The organism is Bradyrhizobium sp. BR 10289 (genome assembly GCF_019455385.1).
GTDB lineage: Bacteria > Pseudomonadota > Alphaproteobacteria > Rhizobiales > Xanthobacteraceae > Bradyrhizobium.
This window is the reverse complement of the sequence record NZ_JACOFR010000028.1, coordinates 61,799-74,761: the sequence shown is the minus strand read 5'-3', so window position 1 is coordinate 74,761 and position 12,963 is coordinate 61,799. Positions and strand designations below refer to the sequence as shown.

Genomic DNA, 12,963 nt, shown 5'->3' with positions numbered 1-12,963 from the left:
GCTCCGCCATGAACAGTTCATCGGACCAGCGCCCCTCCGCGCGCGCCGGCGCGCTCGCCGAAGATCTCCGTTCCGTGGCAGGAAAGCTGAAGCGCCGGCTTCGGGAGCAGGGCAGCGAGGGCGACCTGACGCCGTCACAGGTGTCCGTCGTGCTGCGGCTGGAAAAGGAGGGTACCGCAACGGTATCGAGCCTGGCACGGTCGGAGGGGATGCGTCCGCAGTCGATGAGCACCGCAATCGCCGGGCTCCAGGCAGCAGGTCTCGTCAGCGGTGCACCAGATCCCGAAGACGGCCGCCAAACCATTCTGTCCCTCACGAAGGCCTGCCGCGATCGGCTCCGGGTCGGGCGCGCCGCACGCCAGGATTGGCTGGCGCGTACCATCGCAACACGGCTTTCATCGCGCGAGCAGGAGGAACTGGCCGGTGCGATCGAATTGCTGAAGCGGCTCATCGACGATTGAAGCTGCCCTCCTGATCCACCACGCATTGGCCTGCCGGAAGGAAAAACAATGCCTCTCACCACGCTCGACCCGATCACCGCGCTCATTGTCGTCGACCTGCAACGCGGCATCGTCGAGTCACCGTTGCTCGATTCGATCGACGAAGTCGTGCAGCGCTCCTGCACGCTTGCTGCTGCGTTTCGGCGGCATCGCCTGCCGGTCGTGCTGGTCAACGTCGATGGCGGAGCGCCGGGCCGTACCGAGCGGCCGCGGGCCGGCGGTCCGCTCCCCGACGGATGGACCACTCTCATTCCGGAGCTCGAGCAGCAACCCGGCGATATCATCGTGACCAAGCGGACCTGGGGTGCATTCGCCAGCACCGATCTCGAAAGCCAGCTGCGATCGCGCGGCGTCACGCAGGTCGTCATCGCCGGCGTCGCGACCGGCACCGGCGTCGAGTCCACCGCGCGCCAGGCCTACGAGGCGGGCTTCAATGTCAGCCTCGCCACGGACGCGATGACCGATGCGCGGTCCGAAGCCCACGACTACAGCATTACAAACGTCTTTCCGCGTCTCGGCGAGAGCGGCACCACGCAGGCGATCATCGAGTTGCTGGCAACACGGAGCGCGCAGGCATGAACTGGCTTCATCTCGTTTCCTATTTCTTCGGCGGTGCATTTCTGGCGAACGCCATTCCGCATCTCGTCAGTGGCCTGCGCGGAGAACCATTCCAGAGCCCGTTCGCACAACCGCGGGGCGAAGGACTATCCTCGTCGACGGTCAACGTGCTCTGGGGCTTTTTCAACGTCGTCGTCGGCTATCTCCTCGTCTGTCGGGTCGGAGAGTTTGCCCTGATGGACACGCGTGACGTGGCTGCACTCGGGGGCGGCGCCCTGCTCCTCAGCCTATTTTGCGCACGGCATTTCGGCCGATTCCACGGCGGCAACACGCCAACAGGTTCGTGAGCGTGCCGGCCGCAGGTACGTTTCGCTCTCTCCGAAACTTCAATTACCGCGTCTGGGCCGCGGGCGCACTGGTGTCCAACACCGGGACGTGGATGCAGCGTGCCGCCCAAGACTGGCTCGTTCTCACCGAGCTCACGCGGCACAATGCGTCGGCTGTGGGCGTGGTGATGGCGCTTCAGTTCGGACCACAACTCCTGCTGATGCCGTGGACGGGATTTGCGGCCGATCACTTCAACCAGCGACGACTTCTGATCGCGACGCAGGCGACGATGGGTGTGCTGGCCCTGTCCCTTGGCCTGCTCACCGTCACCGGCCTGTTGCAGCTCTGGCACGTCTACGCGTTCGCGTTCCTGTTCGGCTGCGCTGCTGCCTTCGACGCTCCGGTGCGCCAGACATTCGTGACCGAGCTCGTCGGCGATGACGACCTCTCCAACGCCATCGCGCTGAACTCGACGTCCTTCAACGCCGCGCGGATGATCGGGCCCGCGATCGCGGGGACTGTCATCGCGTCGATCGGCACCGGATGGGCGTTCCTGCTCAACGCCGCATCCTTCATGGCGGTGCTCGGCTCCCTCGCCTCGCTGCGCAGCTCGGAGCTTCGCCCGAACGCGCGGGCCATCCGGGCCAAGGGCGGCATGACGGAAGGTTTTCACTACGTCTGGTCGCGCCCGGATCTCAGGGCGATCATGATCATGCTGTTCCTGATCGGCACGTTTGGGCTCAACTTCCCGATCTTCATCTCGACCATGGCGGTCACCGTCTTCCACACCGATGCGCGCGGCTTTGGCCTGCTGTCGTCGACGATGGCGATCGGCACGATCTCGGGCGCGTTGCTGGCCGCAGGACGCGCACAGCCGCAGTTCGTCTCGCTGCTGTTGGGGGCTGCAACTTTCGGAACAGGCTGTACGCTGGCCGCGCTTGCCCCCAGCTACTGGCTGTTCGCCGCCGCCCTCGTGGTGATCGGCATCGCCGCCCTGACGGTCACCAATACCTCGAACAGCCTGATGCAGCTCTCGACCGAGCCGCGGATGAGAGGACGCGTGATGGCATTGCGCCTCGGCGTCGCGCTCGGCGGCACACCCATCGGCGCACCTATCGTCGGATGGGTGGCGGACAATCTCGGCCCGCGCTGGGCGCTCGGCGTGGGTGCGGCGGCCGGCTTTGCCGCTGCGCTTGTCGCAGTCCGCGCGATGTCGGCGCCTGCTTCGGGCGATTAAAGCGCGCTTATGCGATGGCAGGGCTGGTCAGCTCTTCCAGCTTCGCCTTGAGCGCGGCGCCGTCAGACAATGACCGCAGCGGCGGACGCACGCGCAGCCAGCTGGCGTCGCCGGTCTGCGCCGCCAAGATGGCCTTCAGCGTCGCTAGGAAGGATGGTGACTTAACCACGATGTCGACCGCGGCCTGCATGCGTGCTTCGACATCCTTGCCGTCGACCATGCCCTTGACCAGCTCCGGCGCGATATTGGCCATGCCGCAGATCGTACCGGCACCGCCGCCGGCGATCGCACGCGTGATGTCCGCTTCGTTGCCGACGGTGATGGCGAGCGCCGGTGCGGCTGCGCGGAACGCCTGGAACTGCTTGAAGTCACCGCTGGAGTCCTTCAGGCCCGCGACCACCTTGCCGTAGCGCTTGCGCAGATTGGCAGCGACCGTCGTCGGGATCGCGACGCCCGAGACCTGCGGGATGTGATAGAGATAGGCGCGCAGGCGATCGTCGGCGACGCCGTCGATGATCGCAGCAAACGCGTCCTCGATGCCTTCGGGCGTGACACTGCGATCGAAGTAAGGCGGCAGATACAGCAGGTGGCGCAAGCCGAGGCCGAGCACCGCGCGCGTCAGCGCAATGCTGTCGCTGATCGCGGGGAAGCCGCCGCCGATGCCGATGCGTTCCGGTGCAATGCCGGCCTTGAGCAGGGCTTCGATCGTCGCGACGCGTTCGGCAACATTGAACGAGGTACCCTCGCCGGTGGTGCCGAACAGCACGACGCCATCGACGCCCTTGCTGAAGAGATGCTTCGCGTGCGCGGCGAGCTTCGCGGAATCCACGCTGCCGTCCGTCGCCAGAGGCGTTGCCGATGCCACCCAGAATCCGCGAATCGCCTCAGTCATGACACCACCCTTTGTTGCAGCCCCGGACTAAGCGTCTGATCTTGAAGCGATCTTGGAGACGTTCCGAGCCACTGTTTTTGCTTTACTTTTTACCTTGTACCTTACATACAACGTGGAGGCAAATTCTTTCCACCATCCCGGCCCGCATGAGGCGCCGTCGAATCTGAAGGAGGTCTCGCATGAACTTGGTGACCCCCATCGACCGTCCCGACCAATTGCTCGGCACCTTGCGCGACAAGCTTGGCGCGGCCGCCGTGCTTGTCGGCAGCGAGGTGCCGGCGCGCAATTGCAACGATTGGAGTGCGAGCCTGCCGCAGACGCCGCGCGCGGTGATCCGCCCCGCGGATGCTCAGGGCGTCGCCGACGCGATCCTGACCTGCCGGCAGGCGCATCTGCCGTTCGTGCCACAGGGCGGCTTGACCGGGCTGTGCCGCGGCGCCTCGCCTGAAACCGGCTGGGTCGCGATCTCGCTGGAGCGCATGACCGGCATCGAGGAGATCGATCGCGCTTCGATGACGATGACGGTGAAAGCAGGCACGCCGCTCGAGACGATCCAGAAGGCCGCGGACGAGGCCGGCTTCTTCTTTCCGCTCGATCTCGGCTCGCGCGGCTCCTGCGCGATCGGCGGCAATCTCTCCACCAATGCCGGCGGCAACCGCGTGATCCGCTACGGCATGACGCGCGAGCTGGTGCTCGGTCTCGAAGTGGTGCTGCCCGACGGCACCATCATCACCAGCCTCAACAAGCTGATGAAGAACAATGCAGGCTACGATCTGAAGCATCTCTTCATCGGCTCGGAAGGCACGCTCGGCATCATCACCCGCGTCGTGCTGAAGCTGTTTCCGAAGCCGCGCTCGACCATGGCCGCGCTGTGCGCGCTGAAGGATTATGCCGCGGTGATCGATTTGCTGGGGGCTGCGCGCAGCGGGCTCGGACCATTGCTGTCGGCCTTCGAGGTGATGTGGCCGGACTATTGGGACGTGATCACGACCCGCGCTGGCGTGAAGCCGCCGGTTGCCGCGGGCCACGGTCTCTACGTGCTGGTGGAAGCGCAAGGCACCGACGAGAGCATCGACGCGCCGCGCTTCCAGGCCTGGCTCGAAGAGCTGATGGAGCGCGGCATGCTTGCGGATGCCGCCGTGGCGCAGTCGCTGGCGCAGACGCAGGCGTTCTGGCGCGTGCGCGACATCTGTGCCGAGTTCGGCCAGGTGCTGGGCCCGCACATCTCCTACGACATCGGCCTTGCGGTGGCACGCATGGACGAGTTCGTCACGCGCTGCAAGGCCGCGCTCGCTGATGGCATCACGGGCTGCGAGAGCGTCTATTACGGCCATATCGGCGACGGCAATCTGCATCTCGTCTCCTGGGTCACCGGCCTTCCCGTCGACCGGCAGCCGAAGGAGGAGATGGACGCGATCATCTATGGCCTCGTGCGCGAGTTGGGCGGCAGCGTCTCGGCCGAGCACGGCATCGGCACCTTGAAGAAAAAGTGGCTGGGCCATGCCCGCAGCGAGCCGGAGATCGCGCTGATGCGCACGCTCAAGGCCGCGCTCGATCCCGATCATCTGCTCAATCCCGGCAAGGTGATCTGACCGGGAGAGCGCATGCGATCGCTCAGGCTCGATACGCCGAAATCGCTGTCGCAGCGGGTGATGTTGCGGCTGCGTCAGGCCATCATCGACGGCGAGTTCGCGCTGGGAGCCGCGATCTCCGAGGAGATGGTGGCGAACTCGTTCGGCGTCAGCCGCACGCCGGTGCGCGAGGCGATGGGCCAGTTGCAGGCGCAGGGCCTCGTGGTGATCCGCCCGCAGGTCGGCAGCTTCGTCTTCACGCCGAGCGCGGAGGACATCACCGCGCTCTGCACTTTCCGCATTGCGCTCGAGCCCAAGGCGGCCGAGCTCGCCCACCGCCACGATCGTGACGGCGCGATGGCCGCGATGAACGCGGCGATCGCGGCGATGGAGCCGGCGGTCGAAGCCCGAGACAACATCGCCTATGGCCGCGCCGATGCCGCGTTCCACGAGGGACTGTTCGCCCATTGCGGCAATCGCTATCTGATCGAATCCTACCAGCTCGTCTCCGGCCGCGTCGCCGCGCTCCGCACCAATCTGACCTCGCCGATCGACGTACGGACCCGCACGTCGTTCGACGAGCATCGCAAGCTGCTCGAGCTGTTCGCACGAGGCGAGTTTGCGGCCTACGAAGCATTGATGACCACGCACATCACCAATTCGGGCATCGCGTATGCCAAGGCCTTGAAGATCGAGGCGCTGAAGCTGGATTGAACGCTGCTAGCGTCCGTCCTTCGATCCGGGCCGATCCAGAAAATCCAGCGCGGTGTTGATCTGCTCGAGCTGGTGCTCGATCCTGTCGCGATCCTCGACGGCTTGCGCCTTCTCGAGTTCTTCCACGAGCTTCTGCTTTCGGAGCAGCAAATTCTCTATGACGGTGCTCACAAGCCCCCCATCGCCCCGAAGCGAGCATCGGGGCAGAATCCGGCCGGCGGCGCTGGCGCCGGAATTGGTCGAGCCGCGCGCGAGCGGGGGCTCGCGCAGGCGCCAGGGTCAGAATGTTCGCAGACGCGGTTGGTTCCTGCGAGTGAACCACAATGCCGGCGGATGTGACTATTCCGGCACTCAATGCGTCAGGACGGAAGCAGCATGGCGGCGGGGATGTGGAGGGTGTCGCAGAGCCGGACCGCGCCCTCTGCGCTGCCGAATGCGCGCCATTCGGGAACCTTAATCCGCGGACGCGGCATAGCCGCCGGTTGTATTCGCACGCCCGGAGTCTTATGCGTAGCGCCATGGACATCCAGATCATCGCCGCCGAAAAGCCCCTGATGGCCCACGCGCGCCCGCGCAAGCCGGCGCCGTTCCTTCCCATGAGCCGCGCCGAGATGGACGCGCTCGGCTGGGACGCCTGCGACATCGTGCTGGTGACCGGAGACGCCTATGTCGACCATCCGAGCTTCGGCATGGCGATCATCGGCCGCCTGCTCGAAGCGCAGGGTTTCCGCGTCGGCATCATCTCCCAGCCGGACTGGCACTCGGCCGAGCCGTTCAAGGCGCTCGGCAAGCCAAAAGTGTTTTTCGGCGTCACCGGCGGCAACATGGATTCCATGGTGAATCGCTACACCGCCGACCGCCGCATCCGCAGCGACGACGCCTATACGGCCGGCGGCGAAGGCGGCAAGCGGCCGGACCGCTGCACCATCGTCTACGCCCAGCGCTGCCGCGAGGCGTTCAAGGACGTGCCGATCGTGCTCGGCGGCATCGAGGCCTCGTTGCGCCGGATCGCGCATTACGATTACTGGTCGGACAAGGTGCGCCGTTCGGTGCTGGCCGATGCCAAGGCCGACCTCCTGCTCTACGGCAACGCCGAGCGCGCCGTGGTCGAAGTCGCGCAGCGGCTCGCGGCCGGCGAAGCACCGCGCGAGCTCGACGACATCAGGGGCGTCGCGCTGTTCCGCCGCGTCCCTGAGGATTACACCGAGCTGCACGCCGACGATCTCGACTCCGCCGACGAGGGCGCCACGCGCCAGAAGGGGCCGACCGTGATCCGCCTGCCGGCGCTGAAGCAGGTCGAGCAGGACAAAGAAGCTTACGCGCGCGCCTCGCGCGTGCTGCACCGGGAGAGCAATCCCGGCAATGCGCGCCCGCTGGTGCAGCGTCATGGCGATCGCGATCTCTGGCTCAACCCGCCGCCGATCCCGCTGACATCTGAGGAGATGGACGCGGTCTACGATCTGCCGTATGCGCGCGCGCCGCATCCGTCTTATGGCGATGCGAAGATCCCCGCTTGGGACATGATCAAGTTCTCCGTGACGATCATGCGCGGCTGCTTTGGCGGCTGCACCTTCTGCTCGATCACCGAGCACGAGGGCCGCATCATCCAGAACCGCTCGGAAGGATCGATCCTGCGCGAGATCGAATTGATCCGCGACAAGACGCCCGGCTTCACCGGCGTGATCTCCGACATCGGCGGCCCCACCGCCAACATGTACCGGATGGCGTGCAAGGATCCGAAGGTCGAGGCCGCGTGCCGCCGTCCGTCCTGCGTCTTCCCCGAGATCTGCCCCAACCTCAACACCTCGCATGACGATCTGATCCGGCTCTATCGCAAGGTGCGCGAGACCAAGGGCATCAAGAAGGTGATGGTCGCCTCGGGCGTGCGCTACGACCTCGCGGTCGAGAGCCCCGAATACATCAAGGAGCTCGTCACCCATCACGTCGGCGGCTATCTCAAGATCGCGCCTGAACATACCGAGCGCGGCCCGCTCGACAAGATGATGAAGCCCGGCATCGGCGCCTATAACAAGTTCAAGCGGATGTTCGATGAAGCGGCCGAGCGCGCCGGCAAGAAATATTACCTGATCCCCTATTTCATCGCGGCGCATCCGGGCACGACCGACGAGGACATGATGAACCTCGCGCTGTGGCTGAAGAAGAACCGCTATCGCGCGGATCAAGTGCAGACCTTCCTGCCCTCGCCGATGGCGACCGCGACCGCGATGTACCACACCGGCGTCAATCCCTTGCGCGGCGTGCGCCGCGGCGGCAGCGACAAGGTCGAGGCGATCAAGGGCCTGCGCCAGCGCCGCCTGCACAAGGCGTTTTTGCGTTACCACGACCCCGACAACTGGCCGGTGCTGCGCGAAGCCCTGATCGAGATGGGCCGCCGCGATCTGATCGGCTCGCAGCCGCACCAGCTGGTCCCAGCACACCAGCCGCCCGGCACCGGCAAGGCTGCCGGCACGAAGCGTCCGTTGCGCCCCGGCGGCAAGACGCAGAAGTTCACGACGAAGGGCATAAGGCTGATGAAGTAGCCGGCAACAGTCGAAACTTGCGTGACCCTCTCGTGGCTCTCGCAGCAAATACGAAAACAACCCCATGCACAGTAGCCCGCGATAACAAGATCAATGGCTTGCAGCACCGAGTGGCCAGGATGACGCTCATCGTCCCCGCGCTCGTGTCGCCAGCACCCACACTTCCGAAAAACAGAAAAATCTCTTGACGCGTCGGGCAAAACAGGCATCACAATCTCTGTCGTGAACGCTCCATGTTGCGCCCGGGGTGGGCGCGTATAGCTGGTACATGGGATGGTGAAGTTCAGCGGCCCGCAATTTTGATCCTATGTCATGCCGTAGTTTTACGGGTTGATGATTGACGGCGACCGTTGGCGGTCGCGAAATCGGCGACCGGATCGCGTTGATCGCGGATGCTCACCACCTTGCCGATCACATTCTTGAAGTTCTCCGGAAACCGATAGGAATTGTTCGCCACGGGGAATATTTCCGTGTTACCCCTTTTTCCCGTCAGGCGCCTGGGAATGCGTTGTGTCGGCCTGCAACCGCAGCACCAATTCGAATTCGCGACATGCTTCTGAGAAAATACCCGGCGTTTCAAGCTCGCAACATGCAGGAGCTCGCGCACCAGCTCGAAGAGGTCGCAAGCGGCAGCGTCCAATCAGCCAAGTTTCCGGGCGGCAGAGCGGGCTATTGGTGTAACAGCGTTCAGAGCCAGAAACTGCCGTTTTTCGCGTCGAAGAGCGACGCGGCCCTCGACGTCCTCTATCAGCCGGTGGACTACCTCAGAATTGTCTTCCAGACCCGCAGCAGCAGCCGCATTGCCCTGCAGGGAAGAGAAATCGATACCGGCCCTCACAACATGGGATATGTGATCCCGGAGAGCGTCGAGGCCCGCAAGATCGACCCCGAAGGTCATTCCAGCCTGTTCATTCGCATCAAGCCGGAAGACCTGAGACAGACCCTCGCCTCACTGTGCGGCGAAGAGGTTTCGGACGCGGTGCAGTTCACCCAGCCGGCCGCGTCGAACCTGAGCTTCAGCCGTTACGTTCGGGATACGGTGTTTCGAGGCGCGCAGGAACTCGACGCGCTCGAGCGGCGCTTTCACGACTCGCTGATTGAGCAGATTCACGCGGTGGTGCTTCTCCGACTCCTGATCCATCTCCCGCACAATCACAGCCATCTTCTCGATCTCTCGAGTCCGCGCCCGAGCCGGTCCCAACTCAAGCAAGCCGAGGACTTCATCCTCGAGAACTTCAGCAAACCGATCGACGTCGCCGGGATTGCGGAGGCGACCGGAACGAGCGTGCGATCGATCTTTCGCTATTTTCAGGAGGTCCACGGCGAATCCCCAAGCCAGTATCTGAAGCGTCTGCGGCTCGAACGCGCGCGCACCATGCTGGCGGACGACGGGACGTCAAAATCCGTGACGGAAGTCGCCCTGTCGTGCGGCTTCCACAGCCTCGGCCACTTCGCCCGCGCCTACCGACAGCGCTTCGGAGAGCTTCCGTCGGATACAGCGGCGAAACAATGACCGCGATCAATGCCCGTCTCGGCGAAGCGCAGGTGTCATCGACCTGACACCAAGCGACTGGCATTTTCGGAACGATGCTGGCCCGCCTGGAATTTCATCAAATTTTACGAGAAACGCCGAATGTCGGGCGCAGAAACGCTCATCCGCTTCCGCGGTGAACATGTGGGCGTGTCAGCCAATACTTCGGAGATTTCATCATGTTTGCCAAATGGTCGATCCGCTCGAAGATCATCGCGGTCATCGCGATCATGCTCGTCCTGATGGGAGGACTGGGAGCCAAGGCGGTGCGGAGCATGCAAGGCATCAACGCCCACTCCGTCGAGATCGCCACCAACTGGCTCCCCAGCGTCCGCGCGCTCGCCGCGATGCGAACGGCCATCACCGAATACCGTATCGCCATTCGCGATCATATCTTCAACGAGACCGCGGAAGGCAAGGCCAGCTTCGAGAAACGGGCCGCCGCGAGCCTTGCGGATCTCGAGGAGCAGCGCAAGAATTACGAGCGGATGATCACCGATCCGACAGAGCGTGCCAACTACATGGAGTGGATGCGGGTCTGGAGCGACTACCGCAAAGCCGTTGACGAAGTCACCGACATCTCCCGTAAAATCACCGGGCGTCCGGCGCTCGAGGCGCGCGAGCTTCTCGCCAAATATGGCAAGCTCAGCGTTCAAGCCGATGAACTGCTTCAGAAGAACATCAAGATCAACGACAAGGGCGCGGACGACGAGACGATTGCCGCGGCCGAAGGCTACAGCACGGCCCTCATCGTGATCGTCGGGATCATCCTCGCGGCGGTAGCCGGCGGGGCGCTGGTCGGGTTCATTCTGTTGCGCGACGTCTCCGCGGGAATTGCTTCGATCATCAAGCCGATGCAGGAGCTGGGCCGAGGCGATCTCTCGGCCGAGGTGCACCATCGCGGAGAAAAGACCGAAATTGGCGCGATGGCCGACGTGCTGCAGGTCTTCAAGGAGGCCTTGATTGCGAAGAAGGCATCGGACGACGCCGCAGCGCGCGACGCGGAGGCCAAGATCGAGCGCGGTCGGCGGGTCGACGATATCACGCGCAATTTCGAATCGATGATCGGCGAGATCGTCGAGACGGTCTCATCGGCCTCGACCGAACTCGAGGCGTCCGCGAGCACGCTCACCGCCACGGCCGAGCAGGCCCAGGAGGTGACAACCATGGTCGCGGCCGCATCCGAGGAAGCCTCCACCAACGTTCAGTCGGTCGCGTCGGCGACAGAGGAATTGTCGTCATCCGTCAACGAGATCAGCCGACAGGTGCAGGAATCGGCGCGGATGGCACACGAGGCGGTCAACCAGGCACGCAGCACTAACGATCGCGTCAGCGAGCTATCCCGCGCCGCGAGCCGGATCGGCGACGTCGTCGAGCTCATCAACACGATCGCGGGCCAGACCAACCTGCTGGCCCTGAACGCCACCATCGAGGCGGCACGTGCCGGTGAGGCCGGCCGCGGCTTTGCGGTGGTCGCGTCCGAAGTGAAGGCACTGGCGGAGCAGACGGCGAAAGCCACCGGCGAGATCGGCCAGCAGATTTCCGGCATCCAGGCGGCGACCAAGGAGTCGGTCGGAGCCATCGAGGAGATCGGCGGCACCATCGAGAAGCTCTCCGAAATCGCGTCCACCATCGCCGCGGCCGTCGAGGAACAGGGAGCCGCAACGCAGGAAATCTCTCGCAACGTCCAGCAGGCGGCGCAGGGCACCCAGCAGGTCTCGTCGAACATCATCGGCGTGCAGCGCGGAGCCACCGAGACCGGCTCGGCCTCATCCCAGGTTTTGTCCGCGGCGAAGTCTCTCGCCACCGACAGCACCCGCCTGAAGAGCGAAGTACAACAGTTCCTCGAGGCGGTCCGGGCCGCCTGAGGCACGACCGATCGCCATGGTCCTGGCTCGTCGCCGGGGTGATCGAGCCAGTTGTCGTTGCGCTCGGCTCGATCACCATGCTGCCCGTGAATGGTCAGGCACGCGCCCGGACGAACCGCGCGCACCGTGAGGCCCGCGGCCTCAGGCGCCAGCGGTTGACGCGATCCATACAGGCATTAAATGACGCCCATGAAGAAGATCGGATTTCTGTCCTTCGGACACTGGACCCCCTCCCCGCAATCGCAGACCCGCTCGGCCGGCGACACGCTGCTGCAATCGATCGAGCTTGCGGTTGCGGCCGAGCAGCTCGGCGCGGACGGCGCCTATTTCCGCGTGCATCATTTCGCGCGGCAGCTTGCCTCGCCGTTCCCGCTGCTCGCAGCGGTGGGCGCGAAAACCAGCACGATCGAGATCGGCACCGCCGTGATCGACATGCGCTACGAGAATCCGCTCTACATGGTGGAGGACGCAGGCTCCGCCGACCTCATCGCCGGCGGCAGGCTCCAGCTCGGCATCAGCCGCGGCTCGCCCGAGCAGGTGATCGACGGCTGGCGCTATTTTGGTTATGAGCCCGCCGAAGGGCAGACCGACGCCGACATGGGCCGGCGTCACGCCGAGGTCTTCCTCGACCTCTTGCGCGGCGAGGGTTTTGCAAAACCCAATCCGCAGCCGATGTTTCCGAACCCGCCGGGGCTGTTGCGCATTGAGCCGCATGCGCCGGGCCTGCGCGAGCGGATCTGGTGGGGCGCCGGCTCGAACGCGACCGCGGTGTGGGCCGCCCAGCACGGCATGAATCTGCAGAGCTCGACGCTGAAGAACGACGAGACCGGCGAGGCCTTTCACGTGCAGCAGGCCGCGCAAATCCGCGCCTATCGCGCCGCCTGGAAGGAGGCCGGCCACAGCCGCGAGCCCCGCGTGTCGGTCAGCCGCAGCATCTTCGCGCTGATGGACGATCGCGACCGCGCCTATTTCGGCGGCGAGCGTGGCGGCCAGGACCAGATCGGCTTCATCGATCCGCGCACGCGCGCGATCTTCGGGCGGAGTTACGCGGCCGAGCCGGACGTTCTGATCGCGCAACTCAGGCAGGACGAGGCGATTGCAGAGGCGGACACGCTGCTGCTGACCATTCCCAACCAGCTCGGTGTCGACTACTGCGCGCACGCAATCGAGGCGATCCTGAAGCACGTGGCGCCTGCGCTGGGCTGGCGGTGACCGGACATACGCG

The 12,963-nt window shown here is 64.8% G+C and carries 13 protein-coding genes; 10 read left to right on the top strand and 3 right to left on the bottom strand.

Features of this window, described 5'->3' with window-relative positions; all coding sequences use genetic code 11:
- Positions 1–8 precede the first annotated feature (8 nt).
- Genes HYH08_RS32065 through HYH08_RS32050 form a run of 4 tightly spaced genes read left to right on the top strand, consistent with a single transcriptional unit; the run spans position 9 to position 2,622 of the window.
- Positions 9–461: a MarR family winged helix-turn-helix transcriptional regulator gene (locus HYH08_RS32065; RefSeq protein ID WP_220013823.1), complete on the top strand. Its 453-nt coding sequence runs from the start codon at positions 9–11 to the stop codon at positions 459–461.
- Between the two features lie 48 nt (positions 462–509).
- Positions 510–1,079, top strand: coding sequence for an isochorismatase family protein (locus tag HYH08_RS32060; protein WP_220013822.1), 570 nt, complete (start codon positions 510–512; stop codon positions 1,077–1,079).
- Positions 1,076–1,405 carry a hypothetical protein gene (locus HYH08_RS32055; RefSeq protein WP_220013821.1) on the top strand — a complete coding sequence of 110 codons (330 nt, stop codon included), beginning with the start codon at positions 1,076–1,078 and terminating at the stop codon, positions 1,403–1,405. The genes HYH08_RS32060 and HYH08_RS32055 overlap by 4 nt, the downstream gene beginning before the upstream one ends.
- The gene (locus tag HYH08_RS32050) at positions 1,402–2,622 is read left to right on the top strand and encodes an MFS transporter (RefSeq protein WP_220013820.1); all 1,221 of its coding nucleotides are present in this window, start codon (positions 1,402–1,404) and stop codon (positions 2,620–2,622) included. Before HYH08_RS32055 ends, HYH08_RS32050 begins: the two co-directional genes overlap by 4 nt.
- A gap of 7 nt (positions 2,623–2,629) precedes the next feature.
- Here HYH08_RS32050 and HYH08_RS32045 read toward each other — a convergent pair whose 3' ends face one another.
- Positions 2,630–3,514, bottom strand: a complete 885-nt coding sequence (locus HYH08_RS32045) for a dihydrodipicolinate synthase family protein (protein WP_220013819.1) — start codon at positions 3,512–3,514, stop codon at positions 2,630–2,632.
- A gap of 179 nt (positions 3,515–3,693) precedes the next feature.
- Between HYH08_RS32045 and HYH08_RS32040 the strand changes: the two genes are divergently transcribed.
- Together HYH08_RS32040 and HYH08_RS32035 are read left to right on the top strand one after the other, a co-directional pair.
- A complete protein-coding gene (locus HYH08_RS32040; RefSeq protein WP_220013818.1) occupies positions 3,694–5,106 on the top strand; it encodes an FAD-binding oxidoreductase in 1,413 nt (470 codons plus the stop codon).
- 12 nt (positions 5,107–5,118) lie between these two features.
- Positions 5,119–5,799: a GntR family transcriptional regulator gene (locus HYH08_RS32035; RefSeq protein WP_220013817.1), complete on the top strand. Its 681-nt coding sequence runs from the start codon at positions 5,119–5,121 to the stop codon at positions 5,797–5,799.
- Positions 5,800–5,805: 6 nt separating this feature from the next.
- Here HYH08_RS32035 and HYH08_RS32030 read toward each other — a convergent pair whose 3' ends face one another.
- Positions 5,806–5,970, bottom strand: a complete 165-nt coding sequence (locus tag HYH08_RS32030) for a hypothetical protein (RefSeq protein WP_220013816.1) — start codon at positions 5,968–5,970, stop codon at positions 5,806–5,808.
- Between the two features lie 347 nt (positions 5,971–6,317).
- Here HYH08_RS32030 and HYH08_RS32025 point away from each other — a divergent pair, with 347 nt between their 5' ends.
- Positions 6,318–8,339 (top strand): YgiQ family radical SAM protein, encoded by a 2,022-nt coding sequence (locus HYH08_RS32025; RefSeq protein ID WP_220013843.1) that lies wholly within the window; start codon positions 6,318–6,320, stop codon positions 8,337–8,339.
- A gap of 310 nt (positions 8,340–8,649) precedes the next feature.
- On the opposite strand, the gene HYH08_RS32020 is transcribed toward HYH08_RS32025, so the two are convergent.
- Positions 8,650–8,796 (bottom strand): hypothetical protein, encoded by a 147-nt coding sequence (locus HYH08_RS32020; protein ID WP_220013815.1) that lies wholly within the window; start codon positions 8,794–8,796, stop codon positions 8,650–8,652.
- Positions 8,797–8,889: 93 nt separating this feature from the next.
- Between HYH08_RS32020 and HYH08_RS32015 the strand changes: the two genes are divergently transcribed.
- The 3 genes from HYH08_RS32015 to HYH08_RS32005 all read left to right on the top strand — a co-directional run bounded on the left by HYH08_RS32015 (position 8,890) and on the right by HYH08_RS32005 (position 12,950).
- Positions 8,890–9,852 (top strand): helix-turn-helix domain-containing protein, encoded by a 963-nt coding sequence (locus HYH08_RS32015; RefSeq protein WP_283844188.1) that lies wholly within the window; start codon positions 8,890–8,892, stop codon positions 9,850–9,852.
- 197 nt (positions 9,853–10,049) lie between these two features.
- Positions 10,050–11,738 carry a methyl-accepting chemotaxis protein gene (locus HYH08_RS32010; RefSeq protein ID WP_220013814.1) on the top strand — a complete coding sequence of 563 codons (1,689 nt, stop codon included), beginning with the start codon at positions 10,050–10,052 and terminating at the stop codon, positions 11,736–11,738.
- A gap of 189 nt (positions 11,739–11,927) precedes the next feature.
- A complete protein-coding gene (locus HYH08_RS32005) occupies positions 11,928–12,950 on the top strand; it encodes an LLM class flavin-dependent oxidoreductase (protein WP_220013813.1) in 1,023 nt (340 codons plus the stop codon).
- Positions 12,951–12,963: the final 13 nt, after the last annotated feature.

Bases quoted from the DNA above. Each gene is read 5' to 3' on its own strand.
- HYH08_RS32060 (WP_220013822.1), top strand. From the start codon at position 510: ATGCCTCTCACCACGCTCGACCCGATCACCGCGCTCATTGTCGTCGAC.
- HYH08_RS32005 (WP_220013813.1), top strand. From the start codon at position 11,928: ATGAAGAAGATCGGATTTCTGTCCTTCGGACACTGGACCCCCTCCCCG.
- HYH08_RS32065 (WP_220013823.1), top strand. From the start codon at position 9: ATGAACAGTTCATCGGACCAGCGCCCCTCCGCGCGCGCCGGCGCGCTC.
- HYH08_RS32055 (WP_220013821.1), top strand. From the start codon at position 1,076: ATGAACTGGCTTCATCTCGTTTCCTATTTCTTCGGCGGTGCATTTCTG.
- HYH08_RS32035 (WP_220013817.1), top strand. From the start codon at position 5,119: ATGCGATCGCTCAGGCTCGATACGCCGAAATCGCTGTCGCAGCGGGTG.
- HYH08_RS32045 (WP_220013819.1), bottom strand. From the start codon at position 3,514: ATGACTGAGGCGATTCGCGGATTCTGGGTGGCATCGGCAACGCCTCTG.
- HYH08_RS32040 (WP_220013818.1), top strand. From the start codon at position 3,694: ATGAACTTGGTGACCCCCATCGACCGTCCCGACCAATTGCTCGGCACC.
- HYH08_RS32010 (WP_220013814.1), top strand. From the start codon at position 10,050: ATGTTTGCCAAATGGTCGATCCGCTCGAAGATCATCGCGGTCATCGCG.
- HYH08_RS32015 (WP_283844188.1), top strand. From the start codon at position 8,890: ATGCTTCTGAGAAAATACCCGGCGTTTCAAGCTCGCAACATGCAGGAG.
- HYH08_RS32025 (WP_220013843.1), top strand. From the start codon at position 6,318: ATGGACATCCAGATCATCGCCGCCGAAAAGCCCCTGATGGCCCACGCG.